The sequence below is a fragment of the Ruminococcus flavefaciens AE3010 genome (assembly GCF_000526795.1).
In the GTDB taxonomy this organism is placed as follows: domain Bacteria; phylum Bacillota; class Clostridia; order Oscillospirales; family Ruminococcaceae; genus Ruminococcus; species Ruminococcus flavefaciens_D.
Genome location: NZ_JAGT01000001.1, coordinates 1,464,533 through 1,482,312, shown reverse-complemented (window position 1 = coordinate 1,482,312; position 17,780 = coordinate 1,464,533). Strand labels below are relative to the sequence as shown.

Here is a 17,780-nt window from a genome sequence, read left to right as displayed (position 1 = left end):
TATGGCAACAGTATGGACGCGGACTTTAACACTGGCTGAAATGGGAACGATACTCGTTCCGTATCTCAGGGATAATTTTACATGGGCAGGCGGAACGGAAACAAGCGGTCAGTACACATATTTTTATATCAACGAAGCCAAGACCATAGGCATTCGTTATTTTCAGGGCACAAATGGCATACAGGGTTCAAAAATAGCTGTTATCTTTAATGGCTCCTATTACCATGAAACAGAGCTTTACCCTAACGGCACATTTGAGGTAGAGATAACGGCTACAGCGCTTATATTGAGCTATATCAGCAATTCCAACTCGATAAGTGCGACAAACTGCGAAAAGATAATCATCTGCAATGCGCATAACAACAATAGCGACGCTGATGAACAGATAATGATCTATCTTGCTTCAAAGAGCTCATCGAATGTATCGGCTATGTACGCAAGCGACGTTACAACGCCCGCGGATATGGCGGAGCAAAACGGAAACGCAAACACAAACGCCAAAACTACAAATCTTATCCCGTTTTACAGTACAGCTTCCTAATTCATCACGACTGATGTTTTAAAGTCGCTGTGCGAGGACATAGGCTCGTGGTATTTCGGCAATGTTATGGTCAACAATAAGGCATACCGCATGAGCGGAAGTGTATTTGCACTTGATGAATAATAAGCAATGAAAAAAGTCCCGAAGCTGTCTTCGGGACTTTTTTGTATAATTTACTGCTCTTCGATCTCGGTAGCGGCACCGATAAACAGAGGAACGTTGTTCTTGTCAACGATCATGTAAACGAATGGCTTGTCAAGGTATATATTGACCTTTTTCTTTTCGATAGGCATAGCGCTTCCTGCCGCCATCATAACAGCTGTTACCGCAGCAGCCTTTGTGCCCTTTTCGGTAACTTCTATCCTTGTCTTGTGTGCAACGTCGTCGATGTACAGCGGGTCTGCATTTTCAACTGACAGGTCGTTTATCTTTGAGAAGTCTGCCTTTTCCATACTGAATGCAGTGGGCATGCCAATTTCAGAAAGCACTTTTTTCAGTGATTTGCTGTAATTGTACTTGAACTTGGGTATCATAACATTGAGCTCGATAGTTTCGGGATCTTCATATTCCTTGAGTCCCTCAAAGAGCTTTTCTGCGTCGAGGTCGTTTACGTATTCAACGATGTCCTTCTCCTTGGGCATGATGCCTACGAAGCTGTAATTGCCGCCTGCATACGACTTCTTGAAAGCGTCGGCGTCGCCCAGGTCAAAGTACTGATACTCACGGCTGAACATCTTCTTGATGGGGTGTTCTTCTCCGTTGAGGTCAGTGAACTTTCCGTCAACAGAGTTTGTATACGGAGAGGACCATTCAGCCTCAAAGTAAAGAGTATTGATGAGCATCATCAGTATTTCCTTCTGATCTGTAGGCGTAAGATCGCCTTTTTTCAGTATAGACGGGATCATTCCCTGAGTATTCTCGTTTACCCAGCTGTTTACGTCTTTGACTGTGGAATCATCAAAAGCAGCCTTATAAAGCTGTGCGTTATAGTATTTCTTGTTCTGTTCGAGGAAGCTGTCATAGACCTTGAATGAGGGCTTGTCCTTGAACCAGATAGAATCTGCCACAAGCACCTTCTGCTTTTTCTCGTTGGGAAGCTTGCTTATGTAGTAAGCCATATACTCGTTGAGCTGATCCATGGTAAGACCGTTGCCCAGTACCTTCTCCATTTCGGTCTTTGTTTCGCCGTCAGCGCCGTTTGCGGTCATGGCAAGGGCTGCTGATATTGAGAGAGGTGATATAAGAAGATTTTTCTCGTCAGGATTTGTAGGCTCGAAGCACTTCTTGAGGATATCCACGCCGAACTTCATCTCAGCGGAAGCAAATTCGGCGTCTGTTGCCTTGCCCTCCGAAGCCTGTACATCAACGGTATTGTCAAGGCGTATGCTTCCGATATCGGAAACGCCGTTGAATTCCTTTGTCCTGCCGAGGAGGTAATCCTGAACAGCCTTCAGGTCTTCCTCGTCGATCTTGTCGTCCTTGTTTATATCGCCGTTGAGGAACTGTGCCTCACTGAGCTTGTCTGTGAGAGTTCCTGCGATCTGTTTTCTGTAGGTGACAGAGTCAAAGCTGTCTACAACTCCGTCATCGTTGATGTCGCCGTAGTAGTGTATGCCCAGAGACCTGACTGATGACAGGAAATCCATGCCAAATACTTTTTTGTCCGATGAAGAGCTGCCCCAGTAGCCGCCCTCTTTATCCAATTCAGCCTGCAAAGCGTCAGCCTCATCCTTGTCATAGGTGGTGAACTTTAATGTAACGATATCTTCCTCGTCGAACAAATCATAGTTATTGCAGGTGCGTGCCCATAGATCATAATACTCCTTGTTTTCCTCGTCATTCGGACTGATACCTCTGTCTATAGGTGAGCGAAGACGTATCGTTATGCGGTCGTAATAATCGACATAACCATTTCTCTGAGGAAGGATATCAAATGCCAGATAATATATATCCTTAGGATCGCTGCTGCTGAAATGTTCGTCGGGAATTATCTTATAATAGATATAAGCGTCCTTGACCTCGACTTCATATGCTTCATTTTCGTAGTATTCTTCCGCAGCGGCAGCCTTATTGCTGCTCATCAGCGGCGGAATGTTTCCCACAGCTCCCATAGCCAGTGCAAAGCTCAGGATACCTGCGGTAAGTTTGGATAATTTTTTCATTTTTCCCATAGTACATTACTCCTCCCATAATGAATTGGATATAATATCCATAGTAACAGTATAACACTAATACAGTCCAATGTCAATTTATAATGGCTATATTGCAACAAAAAACAGTGAAATTGATATATTGTGCCGAGATGTATCACGGCTTGCTGCAAAACGTCATGTATACCCGAGCGCAGAAGCATCATCTGATAGGAGCACTGAAAAGCCTGACATAAAAGAAGCGCCGTATTCATAATTAATACGGCGCTTTTATATGCTTTTATTCGTGATAGTAAGAATCGATACCGAAGTATTCCTCAAGAGTAAGACCGCTATTGTGGATAGCATACGAAAGGTCAGTACCGACATAGCGGATATGCCATGATTCGTACTGATAGCCTGTTATGCTCTGTTTGCCCTGTGGGTAGCGGAGTATGAATCCGAATTCGTGGCAGTGGTTCTCCAGCCATATAGCCTCGGGAGTTCCGATAAAGGAGTCGTCTATCTGGTTTACGTCGATAGCAAGTCCTGTCTGGTGCTCGGAGTATCCCGGACGTGCGGAGTATGTATCAGCAACAGCTTGTCCGTCGCGTGCAACATAGTTGTTGTAAATCTGAGCCTGATAGTCGTATGAGCGGAAGCCCGACGAGAAGTATATATTCAGTCCCTGCTGAGCCGCTGCACTTGCAAGCTTGTTGAACTGAGCCTGACAGGTGGCATCGATACCGGGATTGAAGTCCGCAGGCAGACTGTAGCTCTTGTTTGCTATGAGAATGCCGTTTATGTAGGTGAGTCCCGGGATATCGTACTGTACAGGCGCAGGAGCGTAATCGGCGTCGCCCACAGAGGGTGCTTCCTGTACCTCTGCACTTGCTTCGGTGACAGTTTCGGAGCCGTCTGTGGCAGCTGCTGCGGCTGTTGTAGTTGTATCAGCGGCAGTTGTGAGCTCTTCGGTATTTGTATCGGCTGCGTTCTCGGAAGTTGAAGCAGTAGGCTGCTGAGGGATAGGGAGACTTGAACGCTCTCCTACCTTGCCGCAGGCTGTCATTGAAGCAGCTGTCATTAATAAAAGTGTGAGTTTTGATAATCTTTTCATTTTATATCTTCCTTCCGGCATAGAACGAAGCTATGCGCTGTCGGCTGTTTTGATCCGTCATAAAGAACAATCGGAACATGTATGAAAAGTGTATCATACCGACAAATATTTTTTTATATTGACAAAAAATCTTCTGTGCTTATATCTTACCACATTATTTTTCGGCTGTCAATAGTATTGAAAAATGTCGCTTTATATGAAAAAGGGCGGATTTTAGGCTGCTCTCCTTAGCGGAAAAAAGTGGGCTACCGAGTCGTAAAGTAACGGCTCATATTTGGTAACCTGCGAATCCGCCAAAGGGGGCTCCCCTTTACCCGCCCTTTTAGTTTTTAAGGGACGCCCTCTCTTGCAGGGCGTCCCTCTTTCAAAAACAGTCCACCGGACTGTTTTTGAAATTCACCCTTGCGGAGCGCTTCGTAACTGTGGGGCTTTGCCCCACACCCCACAAGGGCTGTCAGCCCTTGACCTGACCAAAGGGAGTATACTCCCTTTGGAATCCCATTCATATTGTGCTGTAAGTGATTTTTTGATTGGAATGTTGCTATTGCTCGATATATATCACAAACTCCATTTCCGAGGTCTCCTCGATACGCCGCACATGAACGCTTCCGCCCAGTGCCTTTGCGGTCTCATGAACAACGTACAGTCCTATGCCGCAGCCGCTTTTGTCGGCGGCATTTGAGCCCCGCCAGTAGCTTCTGAACACGTAGGGCAGCTCATTCTCGGGGAGCAGCTCTCCTTTGTCGCGCACTGATATGCAGAAAGAGTCGTCCTGCTTCATCATCTTTACGCTTATGCCGTTTCCGTCGCCGTATTTCATGGCGTTTTCAAGGAGCTGGCTCACAGCGCGGTACAGTGCGTACTTGTCGCTGTCCATTATTGGAGCATTTATACATTCCACAGTGAATGGTATCCTGAGCAGAGCCATTCTGTCCGTATATTCGCTGCGGACAAGGTCTGCAAGCTCCGAAAGAGGGAAGAGCTCCTTTTCGATATCACAGCCGTCGCAGGAGGCTTCCGAAGCGGTCATGAGCTCGGCTGCCATGGACTCTATCTTGGCAGTGTTGCTGTCTATCTTATCGGCTATATCCGAGGACATTCCCGTGTCGGAGTAAAGCCCCGTCCTTACAGCGTCGGTGTAAAGTCGGATATTTGCCAGCGGAGTCTTTACGCCGTGGGCTATGGAGCTGACAAGCTTCTGGTGCTCTCCCTCAAGCATATGTATCCTGTGGCTGCTGGCGGCGAGAACGTCCGTCAGCATATTCATTCCCCAGACGTATTTGCCGAAATATCGGCTCTTGCTTTCGGGGAGCTTCTGTATGTCGCGGAGTCTTGCAAGCCTTTCGGGGTAGTCGGAAAGCCTGCGGAATGGCTTGAACACAGCAAAGTGAATGAATATGACAGCGCCTGTGATGAGCAGGAAGCATACTCCGATGATAATATTCAATATCCGCCTGATGTTTGCGAAAACATCGTCGGAGCAGGTGTACTGCACAAAGCCTGCAAGCTCATTGTCTTTGCCGTAGATACTGCAAACGGCACATCTCTTGTCAACAGACGTATAGAAGGTGTTCTCGCTGCTGCTGAGGGGGATAAAGACTATGCTTCGGGGAGCGCTGCTGCCGTAGGTCTTTTTCCATGCGTCAGTCCTTTCGGCGATCAGCTCCTCGGGAGAAGCACCGCTCTCAGCCATTGTGTCGGATATTTCGCGGTTTATCCTGTTTACAGCCACATTGCAACGTTTCAGCTGCTCTTTCATGGCAGCATTGAAGCACATATTAAAGCCTGACGCAAGCACTGCGAAAAAGACGGTTATCATTATAAGTGTACGGATAAACTTTTTCATTGGCTGTCACCGAATTTGTAGCCTATTTTCCACACTGTCCGTATGAGCTGGGGAGAATTTGGGTCCTGTTCAAGCTTTTCGCGGAGCCAGCGTATATGGACGCTGACAGTGCTTGGCTCGGTGAAGCAGTCCATGCCCCATACAGCGTTGAAGAGGGTGTCCTTGCTGACAGCCTCCCCCTTATGCTCCATGAGGTAGCGCAGCAGCTCGAACTCCTTGGCGTTGAGTTTAAGCTCTTTCCCGTCACGGGTGACGGTGCGGGAGTTAGGGTCAAGGACTATGCCGCAGCAGGTGAGACAGCTGCTCTGTGTATCATCGGATCTGCGCTTTATGAGAGCCTTTATCTTGGCGGTGAGCACCTTTACGGAAAAGGGCTTGTCGATGTAGTCGTCCGCACCTGTTTCATAGCCCAGGAGCTTGCTGTCCTCATCGGTTATGGCGCTCATCATAAGTATAGGTATATCGCGGCTGTTGCGTATGGCGGTGCAGGTCTCGTAGCCGTTCATCCGGGGCAGCATAACGTCCAGCAGCACCAGTCTGAACTCCTCTTCTTTAAGCAGCGCAAGGGCGTCCTCGGCAGCTTCGCAAAGCCTTACCGAGAAGCCCTCTTTTGCTATGAAATCATTTACGAGCTGACCGAGCTCGGGGTCGTCTTCAATAATAAGAATGTCGGTCATATATTTAAATTCCTTTGCAGATCGTATATCAGTGCCAGCTTCCAAGGTCTATGAACTCGGGGGAATCCTTAACGCCGTCTGTTCCCGTGAGTACAGCCTGCATGGTATCTGTGGAGTAGTCGGCGATGAGCATATGCACAAGTCCGCCGCTGCGTATGCGGTTAAGGTCGTTGTCAGTGCTCTCGCAGGTCATGAGCTCCTTGAAATGGCCGAGAGTAAGTCCTGTCTGACCGCAGAAAAGCTTATCGTAGCGCTTCCAGCGAATAAGGTTGTTCTCTGTCTGAATGGCAGAGGTCACGTTATCATTTGTCACGAAAGCGTTTACGGCACATATATAATTGGGGTCGCTCCAGGGGTAGCATTTGTGGAGCTGTGAGGAGCTGTCACGTATGGCTGAGGCGAATTTCAGTTCTGTTTTTTCCTTATCGTCCAGCTCGTCCATGAAGGAGGAGAGCTGTTCCTCATTTAAAGCTAAGAGCTCAGCAACGAGAGCGTCCTTTTTGTCTGTGGCGATAACGTTCACGCAGTAGGGATACCTGCAGGCGTTTTTCGTGAGGTATTCCGCAGCATCTCTTGCAGTGGTGAAGTTTTCAAGGGCATATCTCATGCCGTAGGTGTAGCTGGTCTTGTTTTCGCAAGTATATTGTATCATAGATTCGCTGCCCACGTCAAGCTCTCCCAGCATTACGCCGTCATCGTTCACGGCAGTGAGTATGGTTAGAAAGCCCAGATATGTAAGGGAAGTGAAGCTCTTGCTGCCGTTTTTCATATGTACAAGTGTGTGGGCTTGGCAGATCTGATTATCGCTGCCAAGCTCCCATTCAAGGATACGTGCGGTAATGCGTTCGCCCGTTGCCGTTGCGCTGCCGTTTGCTGATATGGCGCTGCATGCTGTACCGCGGAGAGCGTCGGGTATGAACTGCATGAGCACAGCTTCATCGCGGCTGATGATGCCGTCCTCGATGAAGCCCTCCGAAGTGCCGCTCACTGCATCTGCAAAGCCGTCAAGCTCCTGTCTGTAGTCCTCGGGGAGAGAGCTGTAAAATGCGTCAGTACGCTTCTCTATGCCCGAATAGTCACCGTTGAGGTGAGTGAATGCAGCCCTGATGTTCTCATAGAGGTAGGGCTCAACTATGTCTGCGTAATCGGGAAGAGCGAGAAGCAGAGTTTTTCCGTAGGCGGCACCCACCTGCGCGGGAGAGCCCTTTTCGTAGTCAAGGGTAACATCGTAGTAGCTGTCCTTGCACTCGATAACGCAGAGCCCGTCGCTGCTGCGGACTGTCCTGTTGGTCTTTTCCTTTGTGGGAGCTGCTCCCTCATAGTGATTGTCTATGTATATATCGGATATGGGGCGGAGAGTGCTGGGACCCTGCTCGGGGACAACGAAGTCCTCATAGCCCCTGCGTCCGCAGCCTGCTGCGGCGGATAATATAACAGCGGCAGCAGTTAACAGGGATAATGATCTTGTCTTTTTCATAGTCTGCTCCTTACCAGCCCCGCTCCATGAGCCAGCTGCTGAGACAGCGCTCTCTGCTTGAGAGCTCTGATTCGTCCGTGAGCTTTCCCAGCTCTATCTCGCCCTGTATATCGCCGTCCATGAGATACAGCACCTTGTCGCTCATGGCTGCTACCTTAACACTGTGAGTTACCATCATAATGCTTGTGCCGTCGCGGTTGGCGGCAGTGAGCTCACGCATTACGTCGGCGGCAGCCTTTGAATTGAGAGCACCTGTGGGTTCGTCCGCAAATATGACCTTGGGTCCGTTGATAAGGGCTCTGCAAAGGCAGGCACGCTGGAGCTGTCCGCCCGATACCTCGCTGACCTCATGCTCGGCAGTCTCGATTATATCCAGTCTGCGCATGAGAGCTTCGGCACGCTTGTTGGCTTCACTGCGCGGCATACCCGACTGGTACGCGGGGAGTACTATATTGTCGAACACGCAGAGCTTCTTCATCATGTACATCTGCTGGAAGATGAAGCCCATTTCCGTAAGCCGCAGCCTTGACATCTCCTTTTTGTTCAGTGTGCTGATATCCTTTCCGTTGAATTCCACCACTCCCGAGGTCATATTGTCCATGCCGCTTATTGTGTACAGCAGTGTGGACTTACCGCTGCCGCTGGGACCCATGACGGTGACGAATTCGCCCTCGTTGAGCTCAAAGTTGATGTTTCTCAGTACATTGTTGCTGTTTTTCTTGATTATATATGTTTTGCACAGGTCCTTTACCTGCAGGACTTTGTTCATCTGAATGCCTCCGTTATTCCTCGGATATTTTCCATATGCCGATGTTTTTTATGCTTCTTAGATTGATGATGGCGGTGAATAGCACCGCAGCCGTTATTATCAGCGGTATGACTATGAAGCTTACGGGAAACTCGAAATACAGCTTCATTCCCGTTACCTCGTACTGCGTCATGAAGCTGCCGAATAATAAGGAGCCCCCCGTCCACAGATAAAGCTCTCCGAGAGCTATTGAGACGGCGAGAAGTATTATCATTCTCAGCAGATACCATGCCTTAATTGAGATATTGCGAAATCCGAGGCTTTTCAGCAGAGCCGTCTCGGGGACTTCCTCGGCCACGAAAATGCTCATGTACAGGTAGGTTATGAGCATCAGCACAAGGACTACAGCTCCGCCGATGACGAATTCAAACAGCTTGAACAGCGTATCGAACCGAGCTACCTGTTTTCTCATAGCCTGTAGTCCTGTCCTGACATTGTCCCCGCCGAAGAGCTCTTTCATCTGAGCTATGACAGCAGGCTTTTCACTTTCGGGGGCGTCGATAACAAAGCCTGTAAAGGTGCTCCACCATGTATAGCCGTTATCGTATTCGTCGCCCATGATGATTATGGGATCCCCGTCCTCCATGAAGTCTACAAGAGCTGTTATTACTATCTCTCTTTCGTTCTCGACGTAGCCTGTTTTGTCCTCATTTTTTTCGTTTATGGTGAGCTTAATGACGTCGCCCACGTCTATACCCAGCTTAGCGGCAGTGTATGCGCTCATTGCGGCTTCGTTTGCAAGCCTCGGCGCGGAGCCGCCCTTGCGGTAGGTGACTTTTTCGGGCTCGCCCTTTTTCCAGAATATATCAAAGTACTTATTCTTGTCGTCGTTTTTCATGTATCCCTCACCTGCATACATCGTGTCGATATGTGCAGGGATGCCTGCCTCAGACAGTCTTTGGTTTATCACCTCTGTATATATCATGCCTGTTTTCTTGCATTCATCGTTGATCTCGTCTTCCATTTCGTCGGAAAGGGTCAGAGAGAAGTCATAGCCGTGATACAGCCAGTACTGTGTATACCTCGTATTGATGACGCTGTTTCTGGTATTGAATCCCAGAAGTATTATAACTGCTCCCAGAGAGTATGATATCAGCAGGAAGATATAGCGCTTGAAGCGCATGAGTATATCCGTAAGTGCTACGAAAAACGGCACAGACATTTTCTTTCTCCTGTGCAGGAACATGGGGAAGCGCTTGCTGAATCGCTCGCCGCGGTTCTCGCCGTGGATAGCGTCGATAACGGAGATCTTTTTTATCCTGCCCATTACAAACAGTGAGAAAGCTATCATAACTATGATTATAACGAGGACTGAAAGTACTCCTATGAGTATCATCTCCCAGCGCTCGGGGAGAATGCAGTCGGGTCCGAACATATTGACGAAAGCGCCTGCTGCGGGCAGTCCTGCTATAATGCCCACAATGCCGCCGAGGATAGCGAATGCGATATATTTTGCGGCAAAGAGCCACCGGAAGCTGAATGAATCCACGCCCAGCGCCTTCATCATGCCGATTTCCTTTTCCTCAGCTTTAAGGTCGGCGATTATTGTGAAGCGGATAGTCATAAAGATTATCAGTATGAGGAACACGCTTATCAGGACTACCAGTACCGATATTATCTCCATGAGAACGATATCGTCGTTGAGACCTCTTGAATATGTGACACTGAGTATGGGGATATCCTGATCGAACAGTTTATCCTTGAAATTGGACAGCCAGTTGTCCGAGTCATCATTGGTCTGCAGATTGTAGGAAATATATGAACGGTTACTGCTGTCCGAAAGCACTTTGTAATCTGCATCGGAAACGATGTATCTTACAATGCCGTTGTCCATGTTGTCCTTGAATATACAGCAGACCTCAAGCTCATAGACCTCGCCTGTACATGCTGTGTATTTTACCTTGTCGCCGACCCTGACGCCCACGGTGGACTGTACCTCGATAGGTATTGCAATACACCCGTTTGGCACATAAAAAGGTTCATCGTTCAGGTCATAGACAAGGTCGTGCTCAAGGGGCATGGTTATCAGAGCCTGTATTTTCATCATGTACATATAGCGGTTTTCGTTCAGATCGCAGTTCGGATACTCTATTGCAGTTTCCGATATCCTTGTCATTGGCGATGTGCTCCAGCCTGTGATGTTTTCCTCTGAGTCAAGGATATCCTGAAGCTTGCTCCTTATGGCATCGTCGCGGAAATCATCTTCCATTATCCAGAACTGGGTATCGGAGGTCCTGCAAAGCTCCTTGGCAGATCTTTCACGGGTGAAGTTGGAGAATATCTGCACCGAGCCTGCAAAAACAAGTATTGAAGCTACAGAGATGAATATGAAAAGAATCACATTCAGACCTCTTTTGCGTTTTAGGTCACTTTTTAGCATTTTAAAAAACATAGCTGTTCTCCTTGAGGTTTATGGTCTGATAATATGATAGCATTTTAAAGTTTAAAAAGTCTTTAAATCCTCAAAATATACGTATTTGAACTCATTCCGTTTCAATCGGTGGCTCTGCGGTCACGGACAGACTATAAAAGTATAGCGCACCTTTGAGTTAAAGTCAATAGCCATATAGTGCGGGAGCCGTAAAGGGAACTGCCTGGAGTGAAGAAAAATGAAAAATTGACGAAAATCGCAATAAGTGTGATGACAACCGAGAAAATATGTGATATAATTAATATGAACTCAATAACCGCCGTCAGGCGGCTATTGCCCGAACTGTGTTCGGACGCTTGATATATTATGACAATCTCATTACGGAGGTAAGATCATGAAAAAGCTCATGGCTATACTTTGTGTCACCGCACTTTTATGCGGCTGTTCATCAAAAAATAAAAGCAGCAGCAACTCCGATCCCGCGGCCTCTTCCGATAATTCGGGAGCAGTGACCACAGAGGGGGATACAGGCAGCGGCTCACAGGAGGGAACTACCGCCAATAATGCTCCCACAGACCCGAATCTGGAGAACGATCCATCGGAAATAATCGTAAACGGCGAAAAGACCGATATGAGCAGTGTTGCCAATGTCAGCTGGGACAAGATATACCGCTCGGCTCTGGAGGATTTCAAAAATTCCAAGGACTACAGCGAGGATGCCCGTTTTAGCGTTTATGATGTAAACGACGACAAGGTTCCCGAGCTGATAATCTCATACGGCGGCTACGGAGACAAGACCTTCCTTGTAAAAACTCTCAGCGAAAGCGTTTATACCGAATTTGAGCCTATCACAGGCTGTGACCAGCTCTCATATGTCATGGACCGCAGCTTGCTCACAACTGTCCGCTATCACGATGATATACAGGTACAGAACGTTCAGCTTTACCGCATAAAGAGCGGTGTTATGGCTAATGTAGGCTCCTTCCAGCGCTCAGCCACAGCTGCAAAGGAGGACGGAGTTCCTGTTACCGATGAAAAGTACGATGAGGATTACAATCATTTTATCTCGGGAGTTATCAAGAGCATGGGGCTGGACTTCGGCTTTGATGACGCTACTATAGACGCGGCTCTCGGAAATATGGAAGACTGGAAGAAGGGCTATGAGGCTGTGCTTAACGATTACCTCAAGTACAAGAAAGCCAACGACGATAACCACTTCTCCCTCTATGATATAAACGGCGATGAAACCCCCGAGCTTTTCGTTTCGGGCGCCTATCACTATGCTCCCTATGTTGATATATACTCGTGGAACGGCTGCGTGGTGCCTGTAGGTTCTTTCGGTACAGACGGCACTATCGGCTTTGCAGCCGACTCAAAGGAGCTCATATCCATTGTTGACAACCCCAGCTATACCGCAGGAAGCGTTTACTCTTTTGATACTGAGGGCAATTACAAGTTCTCGGAGCTGTTCAACTACGGAAATACGGAGAACAGCAAGAATCAGGACCCGAATGTGGAGGTCATCTACAAGGTAAACGGCGAACTCACTGACAAGAGCGATTATGAAAAGCAGGTCAAGGAGAACGTCAAGAAGTCCTATTACGTGCTCGGACAGGACAACGACCTTACCGCTGATACCATAAAGAGCGTAGGCAGCGGCAAGTACAAGCAGGCTTCCAAGAACTGATGCATAAAAAATCAAAGCCATAAAGCAGACTGACTGCTTTATGGCTGTTTTTTATTGGTCTACGAATTCCATGGTAAAAAGCTTTGAGAGTATGCTGCCCGCATAGTTCTTCATAAGCTCCTCATATTCTTTTGCCTCTACGTCGCCGCCTGTGCCAAGTATCTCATAGGTGACTTTTCCCTCGCGGAGCTTCCTGTGGAGCTCCGTAAAGCCGTTGCGGAGGTAAAATCCCCGACGCTTCATGCGCTCGGCGTAGTTTTCGGCGTCCCTGTCAAGCTCCTCAATGGCGAGGAAGAGCCTGCGTCCCTTGTAGAGCTTTCGGGCTGACCTGAGTATAGCGCTGCCGATGCCCTGTCCGCGGCACTCCTCGGATACGGCAAGGTAGAATATATAGGACAGGTCACGGCGGCTGACGATATAGAGTATTCCTGCCCACTGACCGTCGCATCGGACTGTCCAGAAGTCCACGCCCTTTTTCTTTGCTTTCAGCACCAGCATGAGGAACGGAGCACGTTCTTCATCGGGAAAAGCACGCATATAGAGCTGTTTGACTTTGCGAAAATCTTCGTGGCTTGGTGTAAGCTTGGTAAAATTCAGTTTCATGACCGTATCTCCTTTCCGCGGGAGCTGTATTTGTACTCATTATAGCATATTGGAGAGGGAATAGCAATAAAATCGCGGAAAAGTGAGAGAATTTTAATAAAATATTAATATTTCATGTCCATATGAGACTATTTTCTAATACTGAACGTATTGCAACACATACAAAATACAATTAATATAATTGAGAAAAATTGTTGACTTTATGGTGCTTGTATGATATAATATAAATGAGTAATAGCGTGTTTTTTTATGCTGTTAATTAGGGGGGTGAATATATGTTTACGGCTTCTGACCTTAACCTGGGACTGTACAGTCCTGTAGGTGATATTACGGTCATGGCTCTTTGCATCATAATGGGAGTTTTCATCAAGCAGTCGTATATCGGCAGCGAAAAGAAGAAATTCCGCATAATAATGTGCATATTAACATTTATTCTCATATCAGCTATGGCAAACGTCGGGATCCAGATGCTTCTGAAAGCTTCTGTCATAAGACCTGTCCCGATATACATAATGAGGCTTGTTCATCATGTGCTGATGATGTCTGTCATTTATCTGTACATACAGTATCTTCGGGATCCTTTGTGGGTCACGCCGGGCACAAAGAAGCAGTATCAGATAATATCGGCCATTACCTTATTGGTAGCAGCTGTGTTCGATATTGCGGCTACAGTCTTTAAGGTGGGCTTTTACGTGGGAAAGAACGGAGAATACCATTCCTCATTTGATGTATTTGAGCTGGTGTATATGCTGCTTATCATTACGGTGGTCTATATACTTATAAAATACAAGGCAAGGCTTCTTGCAAGAGTGTTCTGGGGGATAATGTGCTCGATAATAATTGCCAATGTGCTTCTGTGCATACAGATGATGCACAGGCAGGTATCCTATACTACACTGAGCTTCTTCCTGCCCGTTGTGGGTATCATATTCATGTTCCATTCAAATCCTTTCAATGTGGATACGGGAGCTGTTTCAAGCGGCTTCTTTGCCAACGAGATAAAGGGCAACATCGAAAACGGCAGGGAAACTCTTATAATGTGCTGCCACATGAATGACTTTTCACGTTCACTCTCACTTTCTCCCGAGCTTAAATCGGAGTTCTACAAGTTTTTCAGAATGAATGTCAAAAAGGGAATACTCTACAGCTTCCCAAGTGAGCACTATGTTCTTACTATAGTAAAGAACAAGCGGACGAATTATGATAAAGCCGTTGAAAAAATGCTTAATGACTTCCTTGAGAGCCATTCAAAGTTCAAGATAGACTACAAGATAGTCATTATGGAGACCTGTAAGGATATACTCAGTGTTGATGACTATTATCACCTCATTGAATACTGTGAGATGAAAATGCAGTATAATACCATATACCGCATAAGTGAGCAGGACATCAAGGAATACTATGACAAGAACTATATCCTCAGTCAGCTTGAGGACATAGCCAATAAAAAGGACCTGTCCGACCCGAGAGTTCTTGTGTACTGTCAGCCCGTATACAATATCAAGACCAAGATGTATGATACTGCCGAGGCTCTTATGAGACTGAAGCTGGAAAAGACGGGAATGGTATTTCCAGACCAGTTCATACCTCTTGCAGAGCAGTTCAATCTCATACATTATCTCAGTATGATAATCCTCAACAAGACCTGCTACGCCGTCAGGGGCTTCATTGAGGAGGGCTACAGGATAAAGCGCGTTTCCGTAAATTTCTCGGCTATAGATATACGATATGATACTTTCTGCGATGAGGTAAAGACTATCATAGACCGGAACGGCATAAACTACGACAAGATAGCCGTTGAGATAACCGAGAGCCGAAGCGAGGCGGACTTCAACCTTATGAAGCAGAGAGTTATGCAGCTTCAGGATCTTGGCATAAAGTTCTACCTTGACGATTTCGGAACGGGCTATTCAAACTTTGAGCGTATCATGGAGATACCCTTCGATATCATCAAGTTCGACCGCTCAATGCTTATGGAGTCACACCGAAGCGATTCATCGCAGTACATGGTCAAGACCTTTGCGAATATGTTCTACGATCTGCGGTACGCAGTGCTCTTTGAGGGCGTTGAGAACGACAGCGACGAGGATCGCTGCATAATGATGAAAGCCCAGTATTTGCAGGGATATAAGTATTCCAAGCCCATACCTATCGAGGAGCTGAAAACATTCCTCGATGTTGCGGTAAATCAATAACAAAAAGCCATAAAGGAGATATCCTTTATGGCTTTATTTTTTGCAAAAGCTGTTTCAACTAATAATGGGATTCCAAAGGGAGTATACTCCCTTTGGTCAGGTCAAGGGCTGACAGCCCTTGCGGGGTTCGGGGCAGCGCCCCGAATACGACAGGCGCTTCGCAAGGGGTGAATTTCAAAACAGTCCGGTGGACTGTTTTGAAAAAGGGGACGCCTTGCAAGTGAAGGCGTCCCCTGATAAAACTATTGTTTTTGACAATCTGAAGCTATAAAGAATAGCACTTTATGGCTTTCTTTTTTATTCGTATCTGAGTGCGTCTATAGGGTCCAGCTTTGCAGCCTTGCCTGCGGGATAGCTTCCGAAGAAGATACCTATGAGCATGGAGAATAGCAGCGAGATAACTATAGCCTTTACAGAGGGCTGAATGGTCAGGGATACGAAATCCTGATATTCGGGGAGCTGTGCAAGGGCATAAGCTGCGATCTTTCCGATGAGCCAGCCGTTGAGTAAGCCTATGAGCACTCCGATTATACCTCCTACGAGGCAGAGTATCATGGCTTCAACGATGAACTGGATCCTTATGTGACCGTTTTTGGCTCCCATAGCCTTTCGCACGCCTATCTCGCGGGTGCGCTCTGTTATGCTCACCAGCATGATGTTCATAACGCCGATACCGCCTACCAGAAGGGATATGGCAGCTATGACAGCAATGACCAGCGTTACTACATTCAGTACCTTTGTAGTGATATCCATATCGTCCATGGGATCCTCAAACTGTACGCTCCAGTAGCGGTTGGCCTGGTACTTCTGGTCGAAGAATTCCTGAAGCTCGTTTATTGCATCATCTCTGTCATAGGTGGCTGATGAAAGCATAACGCTGCTTGTGCGTCCGCGGTCGTCTTTTTTGGTGGAAAGCTTCTTACAGGTGTTGTAGGGAATGAATACTTCCGTTTGCCTGTCCATGAAGCTTACGCCGCTCTGAACATATTTTTCATACAATTTCGGGTACCTGTATATGCCTACGATGGTGAATTCGCTGCTGACGCCCTTTGTGATGTCCACAGTGATGTCGCAGCCTATGGCGTTGGCATTTTCTCTGCCGAAATACTGCTTTACAAAGACGTCTGATACGATACAGCAGTGCTTCATGCCCTTTTCGTCATCGTTGGTGAAGCTTCTGCCCTCTATGATCTTGTAGGTATTGTCTCCGCTGATATAGCCGTCGGTGGCGCCCTCTACCGCAACATTGATATTCTGCTGCTTGCTGTTGGCGACTGTACCGACACCGTAGTTCATATTGCGGCTCCACAGATATTTGCCGGGATGCTTTTCCTCAAGCTCGTCAAGCATATCCTCGGTGATGTAGTCCTCATCTGTCATTTCGCGGAACTGAGGATATTCGCCGTTTTCATCAGGTTCATACTTGAAGGAATAATACATATTTATGTACTTTCCGCCTATCTGGTTGAATGAATTGGCGAGAGTAGCTTTTAATGAATTGCCCAGCGTAGTTATGGTGATAACAGCGGTTATGCCGATGATTATGCCCAGCATGGTGAGCAGTGCGCGCATCTTGTTTGATCTGAGCGACGCAAAGGCGAGGCGCACATTTTCAAGAAAGAACATCTTCATCGCCTCCTGTTCTGCCCGAGTCTGATACTATAGCGCCGTCATTTATGGTGATTATGCGCTCGGTCTCGGCGGCAAGCTCCTTGCTGTGGGTTATGAGCAGTATGGTCTTATGCTCTTCCCTGTGGAGCTTATGGAAGATGTCCATTACCATACGTCCCGTAGCGGAGTCAAGGGCTCCCGTGGGCTCATCGGCAAGGATAATGGAAGGAGCGTTTGCAAGAGCTCTTGCAATGGCGATGCGCTGTTTCTGACCGCCCGAGAGCTCATTTGGATTATGTGAAGCTCTGTCGCTCATATCAACGAGAGCGAGCAGCTCTTCAGCCCGTTTTCTCCGTGCTTTTTTGCTTATTCCCGCGTAGAGCATTGGTATCTCTACGTTTTCAATGGCGTTTGTTCTGGATATAAGGTTGAAATTCTGGAAAACAAAGCCTATTTCCTTATTGCGGATAGTGCTGAGATCGGAATCGTTGAGCTTGGATATATCCATGCCGTTAAGGAGATATGTGCCCTCTGTGGGACGGTCAAGAGCGCCTATGATATTCATCAGGGTACTTTTTCCCGAACCCGACGGCCCGACTATTGAGGCGAATTCGCCCTCGTTTATTTTAAGATCGAGCCCGTGAAGTATCTCAAGCTCATTAGGCATGCCTATGTAGTACTTTTTAACGATCCCGTGCATGGAGATGATAGTTTTCAT

General features: G+C 47.3%; 13 protein-coding genes. 3 read left to right on the top strand and 10 right to left on the bottom strand.

From position 1 onward, the window contains the following. Position 1 precedes the first annotated feature (1 nt). Positions 2 to 541, top strand: a complete 540-nt coding sequence (locus N774_RS0106330) for a hypothetical protein (protein ID WP_024860433.1) — start codon at positions 2 to 4, stop codon at positions 539 to 541. A gap of 173 nt (positions 542 to 714) precedes the next feature. Here the strand turns inward: N774_RS0106330 and N774_RS18110 are convergent, their stop codons facing one another. The 7 genes from N774_RS18110 to N774_RS0106295 form a co-directional block, all read right to left on the bottom strand. Next, positions 715 to 2,712, bottom strand: coding sequence for a serpin family protein (locus tag N774_RS18110; protein WP_024860432.1), 1,998 nt, complete (start codon positions 2,710 to 2,712; stop codon positions 715 to 717). Between the two features lie 259 nt (positions 2,713 to 2,971). Then, positions 2,972 to 3,787: a M15 family metallopeptidase gene (locus tag N774_RS18105; protein ID WP_024860431.1), complete on the bottom strand. Its 816-nt coding sequence runs from the start codon at positions 3,785 to 3,787 to the stop codon at positions 2,972 to 2,974. Between the two features lie 541 nt (positions 3,788 to 4,328). Beyond that, a complete protein-coding gene (locus tag N774_RS0106315; protein WP_024860430.1) occupies positions 4,329 to 5,633 on the bottom strand; it encodes a sensor histidine kinase in 1,305 nt (434 codons plus the stop codon). After that, the gene (locus N774_RS0106310) at positions 5,630 to 6,310 is read right to left on the bottom strand and encodes a response regulator transcription factor (RefSeq protein ID WP_024860429.1); all 681 of its coding nucleotides are present in this window, start codon (positions 6,308 to 6,310) and stop codon (positions 5,630 to 5,632) included. Before N774_RS0106310 ends, N774_RS0106315 begins: the two co-directional genes overlap by 4 nt. A gap of 28 nt (positions 6,311 to 6,338) precedes the next feature. Beyond that, positions 6,339 to 7,787: a C45 family autoproteolytic acyltransferase/hydolase gene (locus N774_RS0106305; RefSeq protein ID WP_024860428.1), complete on the bottom strand. Its 1,449-nt coding sequence runs from the start codon at positions 7,785 to 7,787 to the stop codon at positions 6,339 to 6,341. A 10-nt stretch (positions 7,788 to 7,797) separates the two neighbouring features. After that, a complete protein-coding gene (locus N774_RS0106300) occupies positions 7,798 to 8,556 on the bottom strand; it encodes an ABC transporter ATP-binding protein (RefSeq protein WP_024860427.1) in 759 nt (252 codons plus the stop codon). 13 nt (positions 8,557 to 8,569) lie between these two features. Beyond that, a complete protein-coding gene (locus N774_RS0106295) occupies positions 8,570 to 10,987 on the bottom strand; it encodes an ABC transporter permease (RefSeq protein WP_024860426.1) in 2,418 nt (805 codons plus the stop codon). A 373-nt stretch (positions 10,988 to 11,360) separates the two neighbouring features. On the opposite strand from N774_RS0106295, the gene N774_RS0106290 reads away from it, so the two are divergent. Then, on the top strand, positions 11,361 to 12,653 hold the full coding sequence (locus N774_RS0106290; RefSeq protein WP_024860425.1) for a hypothetical protein: 1,293 nt from the start codon (positions 11,361 to 11,363) through the stop codon (positions 12,651 to 12,653). Between the two features lie 51 nt (positions 12,654 to 12,704). Here N774_RS0106290 and N774_RS0106285 read toward each other — a convergent pair whose 3' ends face one another. Beyond that, positions 12,705 to 13,256 carry a GNAT family N-acetyltransferase gene (locus tag N774_RS0106285; RefSeq protein ID WP_024860424.1) on the bottom strand — a complete coding sequence of 184 codons (552 nt, stop codon included), beginning with the start codon at positions 13,254 to 13,256 and terminating at the stop codon, positions 12,705 to 12,707. A 275-nt stretch (positions 13,257 to 13,531) separates the two neighbouring features. On the opposite strand from N774_RS0106285, the gene N774_RS0106280 reads away from it, so the two are divergent. Next, complete coding sequence (locus N774_RS0106280) at positions 13,532 to 15,451, top strand: EAL domain-containing protein (RefSeq protein WP_024860423.1); 1,920 nt, start codon at positions 13,532 to 13,534, stop codon at positions 15,449 to 15,451. Between the two features lie 297 nt (positions 15,452 to 15,748). Here N774_RS0106280 and N774_RS0106270 read toward each other — a convergent pair whose 3' ends face one another. Together N774_RS0106270 and N774_RS0106265 are read right to left on the bottom strand one after the other, a co-directional pair. Further along, positions 15,749 to 17,077: an ABC transporter permease gene (locus N774_RS0106270; RefSeq protein ID WP_024860422.1), complete on the bottom strand. Its 1,329-nt coding sequence runs from the start codon at positions 17,075 to 17,077 to the stop codon at positions 15,749 to 15,751. Then, a complete protein-coding gene (locus tag N774_RS0106265) occupies positions 17,064 to 17,780 on the bottom strand; it encodes an ABC transporter ATP-binding protein (RefSeq protein ID WP_024860421.1) in 717 nt (238 codons plus the stop codon). The genes N774_RS0106270 and N774_RS0106265 overlap by 14 nt, the downstream gene beginning before the upstream one ends.

What these genes read in the sequence shown, in the direction of transcription:
- N774_RS0106285 (WP_024860424.1), bottom strand. Translation starts at nt 13,256, where the DNA reads ATGAAACTGAATTTTACCAAGCTTACACCAAGCCACGAAGATTTTCGC.
- N774_RS0106305 (WP_024860428.1), bottom strand. Translation starts at nt 7,787, where the DNA reads ATGAAAAAGACAAGATCATTATCCCTGTTAACTGCTGCCGCTGTTATA.
- N774_RS0106295 (WP_024860426.1), bottom strand. Translation starts at nt 10,987, where the DNA reads ATGTTTTTTAAAATGCTAAAAAGTGACCTAAAACGCAAAAGAGGTCTG.
- N774_RS0106265 (WP_024860421.1), bottom strand. Translation starts at nt 17,780, where the DNA reads ATGAAAACTATCATCTCCATGCACGGGATCGTTAAAAAGTACTACATA.
- N774_RS0106270 (WP_024860422.1), bottom strand. Translation starts at nt 17,077, where the DNA reads ATGTTCTTTCTTGAAAATGTGCGCCTCGCCTTTGCGTCGCTCAGATCA.
- N774_RS0106300 (WP_024860427.1), bottom strand. Translation starts at nt 8,556, where the DNA reads ATGAACAAAGTCCTGCAGGTAAAGGACCTGTGCAAAACATATATAATC.
- N774_RS18110 (WP_024860432.1), bottom strand. Translation starts at nt 2,712, where the DNA reads ATGGGAAAAATGAAAAAATTATCCAAACTTACCGCAGGTATCCTGAGC.
- N774_RS0106290 (WP_024860425.1), top strand. Translation starts at nt 11,361, where the DNA reads ATGAAAAAGCTCATGGCTATACTTTGTGTCACCGCACTTTTATGCGGC.
- N774_RS0106310 (WP_024860429.1), bottom strand. Translation starts at nt 6,310, where the DNA reads ATGACCGACATTCTTATTATTGAAGACGACCCCGAGCTCGGTCAGCTC.
- N774_RS0106315 (WP_024860430.1), bottom strand. Translation starts at nt 5,633, where the DNA reads ATGAAAAAGTTTATCCGTACACTTATAATGATAACCGTCTTTTTCGCA.
- N774_RS18105 (WP_024860431.1), bottom strand. Translation starts at nt 3,787, where the DNA reads ATGAAAAGATTATCAAAACTCACACTTTTATTAATGACAGCTGCTTCA.
- N774_RS0106280 (WP_024860423.1), top strand. Translation starts at nt 13,532, where the DNA reads ATGTTTACGGCTTCTGACCTTAACCTGGGACTGTACAGTCCTGTAGGT.
- N774_RS0106330 (WP_024860433.1), top strand. Translation starts at nt 2, where the DNA reads ATGGCAACAGTATGGACGCGGACTTTAACACTGGCTGAAATGGGAACG.